This is a genomic window from Ectobacillus sp. OTK (assembly GCF_059698935.1).
This window is the reverse complement of record NZ_AP048547.1, coordinates 3324263-3342681: the sequence shown is the minus strand read 5'-3', so window position 1 is coordinate 3342681 and position 18419 is coordinate 3324263. Positions and strand designations below refer to the sequence as shown.

Annotated in this window: 13 protein-coding genes; 5 read left to right on the top strand and 8 right to left on the bottom strand. The window is 38.2% G+C overall.

Features of this window, described 5'->3' with window-relative positions:
• Positions 1 to 399: 399 nt before the first annotated feature.
• The 7 genes from AC6HZ4_RS16670 to AC6HZ4_RS16640 all read right to left on the bottom strand — a co-directional run bounded on the left by AC6HZ4_RS16670 (position 400) and on the right by AC6HZ4_RS16640 (position 10903).
• Positions 400 to 2082, bottom strand: a complete 1683-nt coding sequence (locus tag AC6HZ4_RS16670; protein WP_497490763.1) for an amidohydrolase — start codon at positions 2080 to 2082, stop codon at positions 400 to 402.
• Between the two features lie 125 nt (positions 2083 to 2207).
• The gene (locus AC6HZ4_RS16665; RefSeq protein WP_497490762.1) at positions 2208 to 4040 is read right to left on the bottom strand and encodes a hypothetical protein; all 1833 of its coding nucleotides are present in this window, start codon (positions 4038 to 4040) and stop codon (positions 2208 to 2210) included.
• Positions 4041 to 4546: 506 nt separating this feature from the next.
• Positions 4547 to 5320 carry an acetylglutamate kinase gene (argB, locus tag AC6HZ4_RS16660; protein WP_497490760.1) on the bottom strand — a complete coding sequence of 258 codons (774 nt, stop codon included), beginning with the start codon at positions 5318 to 5320 and terminating at the stop codon, positions 4547 to 4549.
• Between the two features lie 17 nt (positions 5321 to 5337).
• Positions 5338 to 6567: a bifunctional ornithine acetyltransferase/N-acetylglutamate synthase gene (gene argJ, locus AC6HZ4_RS16655; RefSeq protein ID WP_497490759.1), complete on the bottom strand. Its 1230-nt coding sequence runs from the start codon at positions 6565 to 6567 to the stop codon at positions 5338 to 5340.
• A gap of 12 nt (positions 6568 to 6579) precedes the next feature.
• Positions 6580 to 7614: an N-acetyl-gamma-glutamyl-phosphate reductase gene (argC, locus tag AC6HZ4_RS16650; RefSeq protein ID WP_497490758.1), complete on the bottom strand. Its 1035-nt coding sequence runs from the start codon at positions 7612 to 7614 to the stop codon at positions 6580 to 6582.
• Positions 7615 to 7669: 55 nt separating this feature from the next.
• Positions 7670 to 9664: a hypothetical protein gene (locus tag AC6HZ4_RS16645; protein WP_497490757.1), complete on the bottom strand. Its 1995-nt coding sequence runs from the start codon at positions 9662 to 9664 to the stop codon at positions 7670 to 7672.
• Positions 9665 to 9682: 18 nt separating this feature from the next.
• The gene (locus AC6HZ4_RS16640; RefSeq protein WP_497490756.1) at positions 9683 to 10903 is read right to left on the bottom strand and encodes an ATP-grasp domain-containing protein; all 1221 of its coding nucleotides are present in this window, start codon (positions 10901 to 10903) and stop codon (positions 9683 to 9685) included.
• Positions 10904 to 11106: 203 nt separating this feature from the next.
• Here AC6HZ4_RS16640 and AC6HZ4_RS16635 point away from each other — a divergent pair, with 203 nt between their 5' ends.
• Entirely contained in the window at positions 11107 to 11664 is a 558-nt protein-coding gene (locus AC6HZ4_RS16635) for a GNAT family N-acetyltransferase (RefSeq protein ID WP_497490755.1), read from the top strand.
• A 174-nt stretch (positions 11665 to 11838) separates the two neighbouring features.
• Here AC6HZ4_RS16635 and AC6HZ4_RS16630 read toward each other — a convergent pair whose 3' ends face one another.
• Positions 11839 to 12543 (bottom strand): DUF421 domain-containing protein, encoded by a 705-nt coding sequence (locus AC6HZ4_RS16630; RefSeq protein WP_497490753.1) that lies wholly within the window; start codon positions 12541 to 12543, stop codon positions 11839 to 11841.
• Between the two features lie 233 nt (positions 12544 to 12776).
• Between AC6HZ4_RS16630 and AC6HZ4_RS16625 the strand changes: the two genes are divergently transcribed.
• The 4 genes from AC6HZ4_RS16625 to AC6HZ4_RS16610 all read left to right on the top strand — a co-directional run bounded on the left by AC6HZ4_RS16625 (position 12777) and on the right by AC6HZ4_RS16610 (position 18419).
• Positions 12777 to 13295, top strand: coding sequence for a DMP19 family protein (locus AC6HZ4_RS16625; protein WP_497490752.1), 519 nt, complete (start codon positions 12777 to 12779; stop codon positions 13293 to 13295).
• A gap of 304 nt (positions 13296 to 13599) precedes the next feature.
• Positions 13600 to 15012: a sigma-54 interaction domain-containing protein gene (locus AC6HZ4_RS16620; RefSeq protein WP_497490751.1), complete on the top strand. Its 1413-nt coding sequence runs from the start codon at positions 13600 to 13602 to the stop codon at positions 15010 to 15012.
• A 747-nt stretch (positions 15013 to 15759) separates the two neighbouring features.
• Entirely contained in the window at positions 15760 to 16893 is a 1134-nt protein-coding gene (ald, locus tag AC6HZ4_RS16615) for an alanine dehydrogenase (RefSeq protein WP_497490749.1), read from the top strand.
• A 197-nt stretch (positions 16894 to 17090) separates the two neighbouring features.
• A complete protein-coding gene (locus tag AC6HZ4_RS16610; protein ID WP_497490747.1) occupies positions 17091 to 18419 on the top strand; it encodes an aminotransferase family protein in 1329 nt (442 codons plus the stop codon).

The window sequence follows — 18419 nt, the reverse complement described above, 5'->3', positions numbered from 1 at the left end:
AAATCCCTTCCGTATATAGTAGTTACTTTTTTATAATGTATCATATCTGTATAGTATTATCTAGTTAAGTGGCAGTGAAATGAACACGTTAAACAAATTTGTCTAAGTTGACATTTATATATCGATTTTTAGTAATCAAGTGCGATTTGTTTATTGTCAAGTGAATTTCCATCACTTTCTCTATTTTACTCATAGAACAAGTGATGCTTATACTTATAAACGATTCTCTATGAGGAAAGAAGTAAAAGGAGAGGTATAAAATGAAGACTAAGTTGTTGATTTCCGTTAGTATATATTAGGTATTGATTATTGTAATTTTAGTAGGCAAAGGTATGCAGAGACCAATATGGATCATCTAGTATACCTCGGCCCACAGCAATTTAGCATTTCGTAAAAGAATTATCTTTGAAAAACTAAATTTCCACCCAAATATGTTTTTTTAACGAGAACTGTATTAATCTTTTCAAGATCAATTTCAAATATGTCCTGGTCAAGAACAATAAAGTCAGCATGATTACCTATAGTAAGCTGTCCAATATGAGGAATCCGTGTGATCTCTTGCGCTGCTTTTGTGTAAAGCATGATGGCGGTTGTTAAATCTATCCTTTGATCTTGTCCAGTATCCGAATTATCATACGCTAAGCGTGTGACAGCAGACATGATTCCAGTAAATGGATTTACGGGATCAGCCCAAGCGGTCGCAGGTGCATCGGAAGAAAACGCCAATTTTATCCCAGATTTCAGCATAGAGCGAATAGGATAGGTTTGTTTTGTACGCTCAGACCCAAGGTTTTTAAGGTAGCTCTCAATTTCTGCAAACACAAAAATTGGCTGAGTAACAAAGGCAATACCCGTTTCAGCAGCTCGCTGGATGGCCCGAGGTGCAGGCATTGCCGCATGTTCAATCCGAATAGAAGGACCGTCTGTAAGCCAGCCTTTTTTACCATAAAAAGTGTCAATGATTAAGTCAATGGCCTGCTCGCCCATTGCGTGGACAACCAATTGAATATGATTTTGTTCCGCTGCTTTTGCAGCAGCTAATAACTCTTCCGCAGTTGTCATTTGGATACCGTAATTTTCTTCTTCGCCCAAGAATGGCGGATTGACCCATGCTGTTTTTCCAGAGATGCTTCCGTCTGAGAATAATTTGATACCGCCAATGTGAATTTGATTTTCTCTTTTAATTTTATCTGGTCCCAATATAAGTTGTTCCTTCAAATCTTCCCACAGATAATATAGAGCAGTACGTTGTTTAAGTCCTTTTTTGACAGCTGCATGATATATGTCAAAATAATCAATTGGTTTGGATCTGGACATAAGATCTGTTATTGCTGTAATACCATGTGCAAGTAACATTGTACTTAGCTCAGCTAATGATTCTGCGTTTTCTTCCAGAGATTTAGCTGGTATCATGTGCTGGACGAGATCTTTCGCATTTTCACGTAATATTCCTGTTGGTTCACCATTTGAATCTCGATCAATCTTTCCGCCTTGTGGATCCGGTGTATTTTTCGTAATCCCTGCTAATTCCAATGCTTTGCTGTTTACAACTGCAGTATGGGTACATGTCCGAGTGATGAAAATAGGAATATCTGTGGCGGCTTCGTCTAAATCCCAGCGTGTTGGAGCTCTTCCTTCAGACAATTTTCCTTCATCATAACCCCAACCTTCAATCCATTTACCTAATTTATTGGACGTACTTAAATTCCGAATTTGTTCAATTAAATCTGTTATCGAATTGACAAGTGGCGGGGTGCAGGCGATTTGGGTGGATGCATTAGCAAGCCACAAAGGGTGTAAATGAGCATCGATAAGACCAGGAAGCACTCTATTGCCATTAAGATCCACATAATCTCCTTCTATATTTTCTAAATCTGATTGCTCCCCAATCCACACTATTCTTCCATCCCGTACAATCATGGCGTTTGCATATGGTTGTTCCGGATTAGAAGTGAAAATTTTTCCATTAATAAAAGTCTGAACAGATTGCTTACAAATGGTCATTTTACTTTTACTCCTCTCAATGAATTTGAGTGCAGCAAAATTGAAAATAATTAGATCTAATTTTTTGACATTATTCAAATCATTCCATCGTTCACTATTTTAAAGTGGTGAGTGCCGCCCCTTATTTTCAAAGGCCTGGATAACTCCTGCTGGAGTAATCCAAGCCTTATACGTAACTTATACATACGGTGGTATGAGAGTCATCAATCCTGCTTTGGGAAGTGAAAAGCGTATAAGCAGTGCAGAAAATCGTTAAAAGGAAGGGACGACTCCCCTTCTTGCTCACCATTTCCTGAAACACTAGTTCTGATGAAGTTTCCCCACACTTGAAGGCTGTCGTTATTTGGATTATAAAAATAAACGCGAATGCAGCCTGCAGGGTCAGGTTCTACTCTTTGAATAAGTACTGCATGGGCTCCAAGCGCTTGACCAGAATTGTTGTAAATCGTAATGCCAGCTGGCTGAGGGAGCCCTTCATTGACATTTTGATTAATCGAAGGGTGATAGTATCGGTGGAATTTGGCTTTAAATTCAAAGTCATTGTATGCATCTGAAAACTCGGTCCATATTCCTTTTATATGAAAAGAGGGGTTGATCCATTTATGGGGATCCTGCCCGCGTCCTTTGGCGGCCTTTAACATTTCAAAATAGATAGAATCAAGGTGAGGAATCAAGAGTAGTGATACGGCATCAATATTATCCACATCATCCAGTGAGATATGCGTAAGCGTATCGGAAGAAATGGGTCTTTCCTCAAAATTAATAGTGATTTTTCCATTCTCAAGAAAATGATTAAATATTTTGATCAGCATGACAGGCTCCTTTTGTGACCAATAGCTGAGTGCTCTTGTCGATTGGCACGTTGGGTTAAATCCTTGACCAATCCCAAGCGGCTGTCCTAAAATGCTTATCATTTCCGAGACTAGAAGAGAACGAAGGACATCTGTATCAGTGTTTTTATGAACTGCTGCAAGTTTGTTTTTAATATTTTCGTGAAGTGAAACTTCTAAAAGCTTCCCTAACTCCCTTATGAATTCTTTAGTAAAAATATCTCGCTCCAGAAGGCGTATTAAACCATAAATGCTTCTTCTAGTTTTAATCGTAACGGCTGAATCGATTAGAGAAGAAACAAAAGGCAGATTCAACCGCAGGTTTTCCCTGGCTGTTTCATCCGTGCCCAGCATGCTCTGAAGCAATTCTGCTTTTTCTTTATTTATATAGTTTAAAAATATCGCATGGAATGGTGAAACAAGCCCAGTATGCTCCACTGATGCACGCAGTTGATTGGCTTCCCGAGTTAATAATAAATCATTGCTGGCTTTAAGTTTATTTTCATAACTTTCAACGGAAGCTGCAGCGGCCATGTCAGATGGAGAATAAACGGCATTTACATAATGCATCAAGCTTGGATCTGCCTCTTCCATGTTGCCAGCTAACTTTTTTGCGCTGGCAATTAATTTTAGGATTTTATCCGTTACAATTGGTCTTTGTACGGCTAGATTATCGACTTCCTGATACAGACTTTGAAAAACAAACGGCGAAAAACAGTGATCTGAGATAAATCCTAAAATCTCCGATGCTTGTTTATCTTTGTAAAGATGATTTACCCGATTTTCTTCCGTTTCTTTCATTAAAAGTAGATCTAGGTTCAAAGCCATAACCTTCGTCAAAAATTCAGTTGCTTCAGACACCGACATTTCTGGATGTACATAATCACCTCTGGCAATGGCGAGAATTCTTAGATTGCTCAGTGCCTCGGCTGTTGCCATGATGCCGCCGGCATGGAAAGTACCTCTAACAAGAACAGGATTGAGCTTACGGACATTCTCCCATGGCTTCCCCGCAAATACCCCGGCTTCATCAAAAAGATGAGCATATTTAAAAATCTTTGCCAATCCATTTGGTTCTTTCAGAAGTACAGCTGCTTCTGCAAAAACAGCCTGTTGAAATAAACTTTTATTTACTGCGGAAGTTTTCCATAACTGATTAAAGGCTCTTTGAAACGAGGCCTCTGAAGTAAAAAGAAAAAGTCCCATATATCCATTCCCTTTCCTGCATATTGATTTTACAGTATCATATTGGCCAAATATAAAGAGAATTACTTATGAGAAGAAAAAAACACCAAAGCTTCGTTTTTACAGAGAGGTGACAGAGATTCAGCCGTAGATTACCAGCTGAACTAGGTTGGGTGTGATAATCCGCCTAATTTCAAGAATATTCTTTAAATTTAAATTATTATTTGCTCAATTTAACACAAAATAGCGGATATTTCAAATGAAAATATTTTATTCATTTGGTAAGACTTTAGGGCATATGCTAGGGAAGACACCGTTCGTTAATATTTAAAATTCAATATTATTATTTAGCCATGCTAAAAAGGACCACGAAATTATTTCGGGTCCTTTGGATTTTGATGGTAATAATTTAATAACCCTTTCCTGCTTTTTAGCTGACATGTATGCTTTTTCTAGAATCTCTTTTATAATGGCAGCTCCATTTTCTAGTTCCTCATTTCAGCGTGCATAGGTTGGAAATAAGTGACTCAATTTGTAATCGGCTCCTTATGATAAATTCTCGTACCGTTCCATTTGCCATTTTCAAAAAATGTCTTTTTACCGGAAACGATCATAACGCTTTCAACGCCTTTTTCTACAGCATTAAGCGCTGATTCAACTTTTGGAATCATCCCGCCGCTAATTTCACCATTTGCAATATAGGTATTGACCTCTTGCTTTGAAAGGTTTCTGGCGAGCGAGCCCTCAATGAATACTCCATCAACATTGGTAACAAATAGGCATTGTTCTGCATGAAGGGCATTGGCCACCTCTGCTGCCGCATAATCTGCATTAATATTAATTTTTTCGCCGTTTTTAGTAATTCCTATCGGGGTAATGACAGGAATATACTTCTCATTAACGACAAGTTCTAAGAATTCTGTGTTCACTTTGTTGATTTCTCCGACAAAACCAAGCTCTTCACGGTTTAAATAATCAGCTTGTAAACAAGCCCCATCGCTTCCGTTTATCCCAATTGCGGAAAATTGGTGCTGCTGAAGCATTGCTACAAGCTTTCTGTTAGTCTGGCCTGATAGAATCATTTCAGCAATTTTTAGTGTTTGCTCATCTGTTTTACGAAGTCCATTTACATATTGTGGTTTCAAATTAAATAATTCGAGCATTTCATTAATATCGGGACCGCCGCCATGGACAAAGACCAGTCTATAACCTTGCTTTTTCAGTTCGGAAAGACTTGTAAAAAAAGAGGGTGTTAACTCGTCTATAATACTGCCGCCGCATTTGATAACAATATATTTCATCCTATTTTCACCGATCCTTACGTGCGATAGCTGGCATTGATTTTGATATAGTCATAAGATAGGTCACAGCCCCATGCTTTACCGGATCCATTACCCACGTGCAAATCAACTAAAATCGTAATAAATGGCTGATTTAAATACTCTCGTGCTTCGTCCTCTGAAAAGAAACATGGTACACTATTTTCAAGCATCTTAATATCACCGATGGCAATATCGACTGTATTAGGGTTAATCACCGCTTTTGTTTGCCCAATCGCGCTGATGATTCGTCCCCAGTTGGCATCGGCACCAAATATGGCAGTTTTCACTAAATTTGACCCAACAATTTGTTTAGCAATGAATCTTGCTTCCTCATGATCCTTTGCTCCTAGTACATTCACTTCAACTAACTTTGTAGCTCCCTCTCCATCCATAGCAATTTGCTTTGCTAAATTTTCACAAGCTTTTGTTAAAAGCTCAACAAATGTTGTCCATTCTGGATGTTCTGGAGTTAACGGATTATTCTCTGCCAGCCCATTTGCCATAACAAGAACCATATCGTTTGTAGAGGTATCTCCATCTACGGTAATTTGATTAAAAGTATTATTAGTTACACTTTTTAAGGCGGTCGATAAATTCTCAGAAGAGATGGCTGCATCTGTTGTTAAGAAACCAAGCATGGTAGCCATATTTGGATGAATCATTCCCGATCCTTTTGCCGCTCCCCCAATGGTAATGGTTTTGCCATCGATGATGGTTGAGTATCCACAGCTTTTCATCACAATATCGGTAGTCAGAATAGCGGTTTGAAAATCAACTGCATTACTGTCTAAATTGCCTGGTGATAATGATTGAATGCCATTTGCGATTTTATTCATATCTAAATATTTACCAATAACACCTGTCGATGCGACGGCTACATAATTTTCCTTAATGTTAAATTTAACAGCTGTTAAGGAGCGCATTTTTAGTGCATCCTGGTATCCTCTTTCTCCAGTACAAGCATTGGCACAGGCACTGTTTACAACAACAGCTTGTAAGAGCCCTTCACTCGCTATGCTTTCTTGAGTTACTTTTAAAGGAGCTGCTTGGAATTGGTTTGTGGTATAAACTGCTGCAGATGAAGCCGGGATTTCACTAATAATGACTCCTAAGTCCTTTCTAGTATAGCGGAGGCCGGCATGTGCCCCTGCTGTTGTAAATCCTTGTGGTGATAATATATTCCCATTTTCAATTTCAACAATTTTATCCTTTAACAATAATTGCATTCCAAATCCTCCTTAAGGGTACAAGGGAATAAACTCTAATCCCGTTTTCTCATTTAATCCATTCATTAAATTGGCATTTTGAACCGCCTGACCAGCAGCTCCTTTCATGAGATTATCGATTACTGAAACGATTGTTAATCTGCCTGTTCTCTCGTCAGCATGTAAACCAATATCACAATAATTTGAGCTTAATACTTCCTTTACAGATGGGAAATTACCTTTCTGCCTTATCCTCACAAACGGACTTTTCAAATACTGTTCATTATATAATTCAATAAGTCTATCAGTATTGATATTTTCTGTAAGTTTTACATATATGGTAGCCATTATTCCTCTTGTAATCGGCAGCAAATGTGTATTGAAAGTAATAGGTGAAACTCCTGCATTCCAAAGGTTCAATTGCTGTTGAATCTCAGGAATATGCTGATGTTCGTTCACCTTATAGATTTGGAAATTTTCGTTGATTTCCGAGAATAGCAGGTTTTTAGAAATAGATCTTCCGGCTCCGGAAGCACCAGATTTTGCATCAACTATAATCATATCTGGGTCAATCAGTTTCTCTTTTATGACTGGTGCAAGGCCCAACAGCGTGGCTGTGGGGTAACAGCCAGGATTAGCGATTAATTTAGCATCGATAATTTTTTCTTTATTCCATTCACTCAATCCATAAACAGCTTTTTCCAATAAACAGCTTTTAACTGGTTCATGCTTATACCATTTCCTATACATTTCTCCATCGGTAAGCCGCAGGTCACCGGATAAGTCGATAATTTGAATACCTGTCTCCGCGAAGGCCGGAACAAGCTTACTGGATACCCCTGATGGGGCGGCAATAAAAACGATATCTGAATGCTTTGCTATTTTTCCAGCATCTATATGCTCAAGTTTTAAGCTTGTAATTCCGTTCAGATGTGGAAACTCTTCATATAATGGAAGCTCATCCCTCGTCGTATGCACTGATTGTATCCTAAATACAGGGTGATGATGTAATATACGGAAAAGTTCACCACCGCCATATCCAGTTGTGCCAATTATCGATACTTTCATGAAAATCCTCCCACGAGACAGTATTTATAAAGGTTTAAGTTTTCTTACGCTTTTCTTATGCCCACACATAATTTTTGCCCCAGCTTTCTTTTGCCAGTGCTTCTACTTCTTCAACAAGCTTGTCTTCAACCATATAGGTCTCACCTTGTTCGAATGGGTTATAGTGGTATGCATACATTCTTGATACAAATTCGTGGAATGGAAGGGATGCTTCTCCTTCAAGTTCACCAAATCCTGAAACACTTGCAATGATGCCTTGCCCCCAATTCTGACCGCTGTCGTTGTTAGGATTGTAAAAATAAATTCGAACATTTCCATTTTGGTCCTTTTTAATTCTTTGAATGGATACAGCATGAAGGCCGAGCAGCTCCCCATGAACGTTTGTGATGAAAATACCAACGGGATTCGGATAAATCAATTCAAATCCTTCATTATAATCAGGATGGTGAGTGGTATAGAATAACTTAACAAATGCAGAGTAGTTTGTAACCTTCAGTGTCATTTGATCAATCGCATTGATAAAGCCCTTTGGAATCCACGCACCGTAAAATTCCGGGTTTACCCACTTATGTCCATCCTCTCCGCGAAGCAGTGTTCTTTTCATCATTTCGTTATATATTTTGTCAAGGTGTGGTACAAGAACAATAGATATCAGATCCAAATCCTGATCGATTGCATGGGCTACTCCTCCAATAAGGAGGCTTGAGTGAATGGTCTCTCCTTCAAATGTCATATCAATATCATTGTCACGGGCTGCCCGAGCAATATATTCCAACAGTTGACCGATTCCATGCTGAGCCCAGAGGGAAATGGCTCTTGCGGATTGGCAAGTTGGATTGTTCCCTTGTCCCATACCAAGGGGCTGACCAAGAACACCCACAACACCGGCAATAAGAAGACCGTTTAGGCTAATCGCGCTTTGTTCATCCTTAAATTTTGTAATTGCTTGCCGTATTTGAGCATGAATAGGGAGATCAAACAGGCGGCGAATGGCAGGAAGTACATGCTCCTGTGTAAGCACCCCCCGATCAAGCATACTTGCAAGTCCGTATACAGCTTGTCGTGTTTCAGGATAAATGGAAATCTGGATAATGTCATGAACCAGTTGCTGATTGGCATTAAAACAAGACATCCCTGTTTCTGATAAATCAAGGGCTGTCTGAATTTTATCAGGACTCTTCCGGTTAAGGAACCGAAGAAGAACGGCATGATAGGGTGATACAAGACCTATTTCCTTCATCGATTTTGCGAAAATTATAGCCTCTGACTCAAGATCATTTTCATTGGCATTTTCTAGTCTGAGTCTATATTCTCTTTGATCTGCCACATCCTTGCTTAAAGGTGTTGGAGCATTTGCAGCATGTATAAATTTTTCAAGAGCTTCTTTCGTTTCTTCATCAATACTGCTTTTAATTAATTGTTTAGAAAGGCTGATCATGTTTAAAATCCGGCCGGTCATAATAGGACGCTGAACAGACAGGCGTTCTAATTCTTGAACAATTTGATTAGCGATTGCTCTAAAGGAAAGCTGCTGACCCAGATAACGGAACAAGCTTTGAGCCCGAATCATATGATCCTCCAATTGAATCCGTCCTTCTTCTGTTTCCGGTGTAAACAAAAGATCGAGATTCAGGGCCATGACTTCATTTAAAAAAGCATTTGCTTCTTGTTGACTCAAGCCCTCATGTATGTAATTTCCTTTCGCAATCGCAAGCATTCTCATTTCACTTAACAATTCGATAATGGAATTGACACCTTGTTTAGACCTCAATGAACCGCCAACGAATGGAGGCTGCATTTTAGTTGGATCCTCCCATTGACCTCCAAGGAAAACACCAGCCTGGTCAAACCGATGGGCATTTTCATAGATAATGTTCATTCCATCGTTGGAGTAAGAAAGCTCAATCGCTAATTGGAATACGTCTGTTTGATACAAGCTTTTTGCGAATGGTTTAGCCTGCTCAAGCTTATCCAAAGCATCTTCAAATTTGCCTTTTAAGTCTGCTGTTTGTTTATCCAGTCTTTTTCTCTTTCTTGTTATTGTACTCATCCTTTTATTCGCTCCTTGTTATTGGTAGAAATTGTATTTATCATAACCTATCAAAAGGGATCTCATTTCATCAGCATCGTCTCCAAAAAAGAAAATGGTTCCATAATGATTCCCGAATCCTACCCGTTCTGCCACTTTGGAAGTAACAGGAATGAACATATTATGTTTTACAAAATAAGGATGGGTCTTGAGCTTATTAGGTATATTCAGCTTTTCAACGGTTTTTACATTAGGATAGACCATGAGATTACCAGAATACCCTTTGGCGGATACCACTTCCTCAGGGAAAAATGCCTCAATTTCTTCTTCCGTAGTATCTGGGTCACAGCAAAGCACTTGGCCTTGATAAGGGCTGAACCCATATGCATTTTCAATATGTTCAAAAATATGGCCGCCAGGGATACGGTTCGCTACCTCGCCAAAGCTCAATGTCCCATCTTGAGTGATGAAAAACTCGGGGTGAATGATGCCGTATTTGACTTCAAAGGCATCCACAAGTTTTTCAATAGCTTCCCTGATTTGTGATCTCCATTTTTCAAGTGAAGGAGAAGCAGGTACGAAGTTAGAATGACCTAACTTTACATATTCAGTAATATTTAGGAACCTTACTTTTCCGTTATGGATAAAGGCCTCACAAGAGAATTCTTGACCTTCCAGGTGGCTTTCCATTAGTAAAGGGAATTCTGAATCGTCAATTTGGTCAATCTCTTTCGGTTTTCGAATCATGTAATGTCCGACTGTGCCTGCTTTATCGAATGGTTTAACGTGAATAGGGGCATAGTCATCCTCATTTATATTACATAGTGCCTCGTTGATTCTTTTTAAGAAATAATGGATATCTTCCTTGTTGTTTGCTTCTTCAAAGACTCCGACACGGATACCTGCCAATTGTGCTCTACGCTTCATCAAGCCTTTGTCTCGAAGCAGCAAAGATTTATGGAAAACGCGTGGGTTATTCCAAAGCCTTGCATTCATGGCAGCAGCCCACTCGACGGTTTCTTCGTAGATTGGTACAGCCACTTTTGTATTAAGATCCTTTAATTTTTCATAGAGTTCACCCGATCGCTCCTCTAAATGGTTGAATACCCATGGGATAAATTGGATACCGTGGGTGTCAGCAAAACTTTGAAATTCAGGCGGACCAACAACAACATATGGTCGATCCATTTTGTCAATTGCTTCGATTGCGTGCAGGCTCCAGCCTAGCAATGCCGTTATTTTGCCCTTGTTCTGTTTCATCTGAATAACTCTCCCTATTTATGAATATGGACTAGATAATAACAGCCCCTATTTTAGCAAAAATATAATTAGAATTTTCAGATTTACAAAAAGAGTACGAATATTTAAAAGCGGCTTAATAAATAATTTACATTTATTAACTAAAATGGGGGAGACATCAAAGGATGTTAAAATATTAAAAAATTCAGGCAGAGGGGTATTGTATGAGCGATTGGTATACTAGATTGACTGAGTATTTTCCAGAAAAGGAAATGAAATCAAAAAAACATTTTGAAATACTTTTTCAAGAAAAAAAAGGAATTTATCAATTGCTGGAAGGCCCAGATTATGTACTTGTATATTTTGAACAGTCTGATTATATCTTTATTGACTTTATTTTAGTAGGCGGGCGAAGTCGTGGAAAAGGGATAGGCAGCATGGTCCTTGACCATTTGAAAAAAGAGGGGAAAGCAATCATATTGGAGGTTGAGCCAGCTGCCGCTAAAGATCCTGACTCGGAAAAAAGAATACGATTTTACGAAATGAATGGTTTCTTAAAAATGAATTCTATTCAATACGAAAGAATCCATATGGTTACAAACGAGCTAAATAAAATGGACATTTTTTGCTGGTCACCGGTACATAGAACGGAACAATGGGTGTATGACCAAATGAAAGCTATATATGATGAGGTACATGCCTTTAAAGCGAGGGAATTGTATGGGCGCAATCCCCAGCCTGTATCAGATGTCCTTTGGATGAGAGAATTAATGTATAGTTAAGCTTAGATCATTGAGAATAATGTTTCACCAGTAGACCTGTTACGGTGAACCGTATCACAAGTAAATAAGATTTTTATCCTCATGCGAAAGGAGTGGATAGACTATGTAAAAATCTATTTTAAAAGGATATTTATTATATGGAGGCTTAAATCAATCCGTATAACTGGATATGATTTACTTATATAAAAAAATCTTCAGGTTATCTTTCCTGTCAAGGGTGGCAAGCAGAACGTTTTTTACTTCAGTCTGATATAAACTTTCTAAACTGGAAACAACCCATTCTTTGTCCTTGTGAATTTGTTTTAACTCCGTGAAATTAATTTTACCTTCCTTAATAATCGTCCTTGGCAAATCGAAAGGCTCTGTTTCCAGTTGGAAGGATGCAGGTGTAAGGGGTTCGTATTTTGGATCCAAAAAAACCGAAATTTTTCCGTCTGCTTCCCAAACCGCTAAGGCTACTTTCTTCACATCTTCTACTTTTTCTTCCCGTAATTCTTCCAATAAAACATCAATGGATATTCTTGCTTTTTTTAATCCTTTATAAAGGATTTCTCCGTCCTGAACAATGGTAATTGGTGCAGGACTAATCAGTCTTCTAAACCCTGGCCATTTAAGGGTCATAAAAATGCCTCCAAGATACAAGACCACCAATACAATGGTTGTAATGACAGATCCTTTGAGCCCAAGATGCTCGTCTGACAATGGATGGGCAATAATGTTTCCAATAACTAAAGCAATGACGAAATCAAGGAGTCTTAATTGGGAGATGGCACGTTGACCTAAGACTTTAGCAACAATCAATAAAAAGAAAAAAGCAACAATAGCTCGAAGAATCCACTCAATGGCAGTAAGTGCTTCCTGACTTTGAAAAAAATCCATGTAAGACACATCCTTTACCCCAATAAGCTAGCATTTAGTTTACCACTAAAGTTACTTTAATAATCCACAATTACGAACTGTACCCTAATTGTTAGACAAAAAAGTCTAACGGTAGGGGTATTTCTTTATGTCAAAATACACAACTGAGTTCAAATTAAAGATAGTCAAACATAGTTAAGAGTAGCTTAATATTACCAAATAATGTATGATTGTCAGGGAGAGGTGATTAGATTTTGTTAGTAAAAATAAGGAGACAAGAGTTTGATTCGCTGGAAGATGCAAAGCTTGGAAGAGTGTGTTTCGAGCCAATAATCCCTAAGATTCGTGGAAAAGACAACACAGTGAAAGAAAAGCTTTATAAGCAACTGACAACAGGACAACAAGCATTGTTCATGTTCAATGTGTATTATAACCATGCAAGCAATTCTCTGGCTGAGTTTTATTGGTGGAGTGCTTATTATCTTGCGCAGCCGAAAGCATGGTCAAAAATCAAAAGCGGGTTACAGTATTTTAGGGCTGATGCCATGTTGCAGATTCTTGAGAAGATGGAAGGGATTCTTGAAGCGAAAAATTATCCGAGAAGTTTAGAAAGATTCGATGCTTCTTATAAGGATCTTGACAATAATTCGGAACTCTTAGCATCCGTAAGTTCTCTTAACATCTTATTCAACCAAATTTCTCCTGCAACTTTAAAGATAATTGGTGAGTATATTAGAAATAGCCCAAATGAGTTTATACAATTCGAGGATTAGGAATCATCTCTGAATATAGTACAATGTTTTTTCAAGTACTCTTTATAAAACAGTAGGTTTATTTTTAGCCCTTTGGAGTAATTCAAAGGGCTTTTCATATGATAATGCTATTGTGCTAGCATTAAATAAACTGCACGTATTTACTTCCTAAACTATAATGAAGAGATAGTATAATTGGCTAAGAGATACTGCTTTTTTTAGTGGGAATGATGATTTATTGCACAAAAATCAATTTTGTTACTAGCTTGAAGTGTGAATATTATATTAGCTTTAAGTAATCTCAAAAGAAAGAGATGTGGTTAAAATGACAGAGGAATTAGAAATATTGAAGATGGAATTAGAAGGAATAATAAATGCCTCGAATGATAACATCGTTGTGACAGATGGACAAGGAATCGTGTTAAGGGCCATTAGGAATTCTGAAGAGATATACGGTGAGGTTTCATCAACTTTGGTAGGAAGGTCGGTTTTCGAACTAGAAAAGGAAAATATTTTTTCTCCATCCGTCACTGCCAGGGTTTTAAAGGAGAAAAAGGAAGTTCAAGTGATGCAAAAGACGAGAACAGGAAAGGTTATAATGGCTACGGGTATTCCGATTTTTGATAAACAAAAAAATATTATTCGAGTCATTAGCTTTTCTCATAATTTAACTGAAATACAAAAGTTAAAGGAGGATTATGAACAGCTCCAGTCTAAAATGAGGCGTTATGAATCAGAAATCGAAGAATTGAGAGGGAAGGAAACAAAAATTGGGGATATAGTGATCGAGTGCAAAACAATGCAAACAGTTTGGGAGCTTGTAAATCGAGTGGCAAGAAGTGATGCAACGGTTGTTTTACTAGGAGAATCTGGAGTTGGAAAAACTGTCTTTGCACGTGCTTTACATAATAGAAGCGAGAGAAAAAAGGAACCGTTTATTGAAATCAATTGCGGGGCTATACCGGCAAGTCTATTTGAATCTGAACTATTTGGATATGAATCTGGTGCTTTTACAGGAGCAAATCATAAAGGGAAAATAGGAATGATTGAACTGGCACATAAAGGAACACTGTTTCTTGATGAAATTGGAGAATTGCCTCTTGATATACAAGTTAAGCTTTTAAAAGTGTTACAAGAAAAAAGCATAACCAAAATCGGTGGAGGAAGGAGCAAAAAAGTAGATTTTCGGTTAGTGGCAGCTACGAATCAAGACTTGGAATACATGGTGAAGCAGGGAAAGTTCCGAGAGGATCTCTTTTATAGGTTAAATGTAGTTCCAATTAATATTCCTCCTTTACGGAAGAGGCGAGAGGATATTTATCAACTTATAGAGTATTTCTTGTCAAAATTTAACAAAAAGTATCAAACGAATAAATTTTTTCACTCAGCTGCGATTGATGCATGTTTGAAATATGAATGGCCCGGGAATGTCAGAGAGCTTGAGAATCTTATCGAACGGTTAGTTGTTACTTCGCATACTAATACAATTTATCATGACAATCTTCCCTTTATGCAAAAAAATCAGCGTTATAATGATAACGAAGCGGAATGGTCTTCGCTAACGGTTTTTGAAGATCAAGGATTAACGCTGCAGGATGCTTTGGAAGAAGTTGAAAAACGTTGGCTGCTGCGTGCTTACCGTCAATGTAAAACAACATACGAAATGGCCGAAGCTCTTGGGCTAAGCCAAGCAACAGTCGTTCGTCGGCTGAAAAAATACAATATTAATTCAAAATGAATCAACTAATTCAATTTTGAATTAATTATTGCTAGTTTAATTCAGTTTTGAATTCATTTAAAGGAATTTAAAGGGAGATTTGTGCAAAAAAAGTTGGCATGAAATTTGCAAGTAATAGTAATGATGAGACCTTAAGGAAGGAGGAGCAATCTTAACCTAAACTGCTTTTTAAGCTAACATGATCAATCATACTCTACCTTATTTTGGAAAATAAGGTTAATTAAAAACGGACAATGTAAATTGCATGCTAGTTTTTTATAAAGCATGAAGTAGTCATTGAAACTAAAACACCTATATTCCCTGTGTAAACGTACTTTTAGCAGTTTAATAATGATTATAGAGATGATTCTAAAAGCAGAGGGTAAGTTGTGATAACGAAAAAACGAAAGCGTTTTAATTGTATAATAAATTAAAGGTGTGTTTTGGTGTTTTCTGGTTTGTTTTTATGTAAGTTGGGTTTTTCTTTTGTGGTAATCCCTTTATTTTCAATAGTTTATATATTGTTGTGGTTAATAATGTAAAGAAAAGCAATGTAAGGAAATCTCACGTTATTATTGAGAAATAATATATATGTATGATTATAATAATATCAGTAAGGTAAATTAAGTTTAGAAGATACTATTCCTAATTCCTTAGGCTGTGACGGTTCTATTTATATAGAGTGCTGTTGATTCGGAAGGGAATAGCATTGATTAGACTTAAGCCGCAGCAAAGTAACTAAACATTGTTAAGGGAGGATGTTAGATTATGATTATTGGTGTGCCTAGAGAAATTAAAAATAACGAAAACCGTGTCGCTCTTACTCCAGCAGGGGTCATTTCTTTTACGAATGCTGGCCATAAAGTGTTGGTTGAAAAAGATGCAGGGATTGGAAGTGGTTTTACTAACGAAGACTATACTGCTGCTGGTGCAGCAATTATTGAAGGGGCTGCGGACGTTTGGGCTCAAGCCGAGATGGTGATGAAAGTTAAAGAACCTCTTGAAAGTGAATATGCCTACTTCCGTGACGGCTTAATTTTGTTCACGTATTTACACTTAGCAGCTGAGCCATCTTTAGCTCAAGCTCTTAAAGATAAAGGCGTTATTGCTATTGCCTACGAAACGGTTGCAGCAAATCGCAATCTTCCGCTTCTTACTCCAATGAGTGAAGTAGCAGGCCGTATGGCTGCACAAATTGGCGCGCAATTCTTACAAAAATCAAACGGGGGTAAAGGTATCCTTCTTGCGGGCGTTCCTGGTGTGAGCCGCGGTAAAGTGACAATCATTGGCGGGGGTGTTGTAGGGACAAATGCAGCTAAACTTGCAATTGGTTTAGGGGCTGATGTCACAATCATCGACTTAAGCGCTGATCGTTTACGCCAATTAGATGATATCTTTGGAAACCAAATCAAGACATTAATGTCAAATCCATTCAATATTGCAGAAGCTGTAGCAGAAGCTGATCTTTTAATCGGTGCGGTATTAATTCCAGGTGCAAAAGCTCCTAAACTTGTAACAGAAGAAATGGTAAAAGCAATGAAACCTGGTTCTGTTATCGTTGATGTTGCGATTGACCAGGGCGGTATTGTGGAGACAGTTGACCATATTACAACACATGACAAGCCAACATATGAAAAATACGGTGTTGTACATTATGCAGTAGCAAACATGCCTGGTGCGGTTCCAAGAACATCCACAATTGCCTTAACAAACGTAACGGTTCCTTACGCATTACAAATCGCCAACAAAGGTGTGTACAAGGCAATCTCGGAAAACGAGTCCTTAAAATTAGGGGTAAACGTGGCAAACGGCGAAATTACATACGAGGCTGTTGCAAAAGACCTCGGCTATGAATATATACAAGTTGAAAAAGCGCTTGAAAAAGAACTATCCATAGTCTGATTGAATGATATAGTGACAGATGAAATGTCCTAGAAGTTAACGTTTTACATAGTAGCTTTGTTATCAGAACATTTCATCTTAGTATAACTTCAATCAAATGAAGCAGTGTCTGTAACAGTCAGTATTTTGTTTATATATCATAAAAAACGAACAAAATACTGGCTTTCTTAATTTTATGAAAAGAAAGGATGTCTATCATGATAAAAGATTTGGATGTAATTCAAACGTTAGCAGAATTGGATAAAAAGCATTTTCTTCATCCCACGTCTCCTATCAAACAGCAGCAAGAACAAGGGCCTGCCTTTATTTTTACTGAAGGAAAAGGGATTCATCTGTATGATATGACGGGAAAAACTGTGATTGATGGAATGTCTTCTCTTTGGAATGTCAATGTTGGCCATGGCAGAGAAGAGATAGGCAAAGTCGCAATGGAGCAAATGTCAAAATTGGCTTTCACTTCTTGTTTTGCCACATTTAGCAATGAACCTGCAATTCGGCTGGCGTCTAAACTCTCTCAAATAGCCCCTGGAGACTTAAGTGCTGCTTTTTTCACTTCGGGAGGATCAGAGTCTAATGATACTGCTTATAAACTTGCTCGGCATTATTGGATTCTAAAAGGACAAGCCGGACGAAAAAAGATTATTTCGAGAACTAAGTCGTACCATGGAGTAGCAATGGGAGCAACGAGTGCAACAGGACTGAAGCCTTTTCGGGATTTTACCAACTCATTAGCTCCAGATTTCTGCTACGTAGAAAACTTCTCTGCACAGTCTCTGCGTGAAGTTATTGAAGCAGAGGGGCCTGAGACGGTTGCTGCGTTTATTGCGGAGCCAGTTCAGGGGGCTGGAGGAGTTCATGTAGCTCCAAAAGACTATTTTAAGGAAGTTAGAAAGATATGTGATGAGTATGGAATCTTATTTATCACAGACGAAGTAATTACTGGATTTGGCAGAACGGGAAAATACTTTGGGATTGAACATTATGGTGTTACTCCAGATATGATGTGTTTTGCTAAAGGGGTTACGAGCGGGTATGCTCAGTTAGGGGGCGTGATGCTCTCGGAACGAATCCATCAAGAATTAATTGAATTTTCAGAAGGTACGCTCCTGCATGGTTATACATACAGCGGCCACCCAATGGCTTGCGCTGTTGCCTTGAAAAACCTTGAAATAATCGAACAAGAAAATCTGATTGAAAACGCGGAAATAATGGGTCAAGAACTACTAAAAGGATTTAAATGGCTGCAGAGTAATCGGAAAATTGTTGGTGAGGTCAGAGGGCTTGGCTTAATGGGGGGCATTGAAATTGTAAAAGAGCAGGATACAAAGGAAAAGTTTTCAACTCCTATAGCGCCTATCATTGTTTCGGAAGCCGCAAAGCGGGGCCTTATTTGCAGATCAGTTACCTTTGATGGCCAGGATACTCTTGTATTTGCACCTCCATTAACAATAAACAAAACTGAAATGGACCAAATGATCGATATCCTTCATGATTCTATTTTAGCTCTCGAATTGAAAAAGGGGTGA

Bases quoted from the DNA above. Each gene is read 5' to 3' on its own strand.
- AC6HZ4_RS16665 (WP_497490762.1), bottom strand. From the start codon at position 4,040: ATGGGACTTTTTCTTTTTACTTCAGAGGCCTCGTTTCAAAGAGCCTTT.
- argB (WP_497490760.1), bottom strand. From the start codon at position 5,320: ATGAAATATATTGTTATCAAATGCGGCGGCAGTATTATAGACGAGTTA.
- argJ (WP_497490759.1), bottom strand. From the start codon at position 6,567: ATGCAATTATTGTTAAAGGATAAAATTGTTGAAATTGAAAATGGGAAT.
- argC (WP_497490758.1), bottom strand. From the start codon at position 7,614: ATGAAAGTATCGATAATTGGCACAACTGGATATGGCGGTGGTGAACTT.
- AC6HZ4_RS16645 (WP_497490757.1), bottom strand. From the start codon at position 9,664: ATGAGTACAATAACAAGAAAGAGAAAAAGACTGGATAAACAAACAGCA.
- AC6HZ4_RS16640 (WP_497490756.1), bottom strand. From the start codon at position 10,903: ATGAAACAGAACAAGGGCAAAATAACGGCATTGCTAGGCTGGAGCCTG.
- AC6HZ4_RS16635 (WP_497490755.1), top strand. From the start codon at position 11,107: ATGAGCGATTGGTATACTAGATTGACTGAGTATTTTCCAGAAAAGGAA.
- AC6HZ4_RS16630 (WP_497490753.1), bottom strand. From the start codon at position 12,543: ATGGATTTTTTTCAAAGTCAGGAAGCACTTACTGCCATTGAGTGGATT.
- AC6HZ4_RS16620 (WP_497490751.1), top strand. From the start codon at position 13,600: ATGACAGAGGAATTAGAAATATTGAAGATGGAATTAGAAGGAATAATA.
- ald (WP_497490749.1), top strand. From the start codon at position 15,760: ATGATTATTGGTGTGCCTAGAGAAATTAAAAATAACGAAAACCGTGTC.
- AC6HZ4_RS16610 (WP_497490747.1), top strand. From the start codon at position 17,091: ATGATAAAAGATTTGGATGTAATTCAAACGTTAGCAGAATTGGATAAA.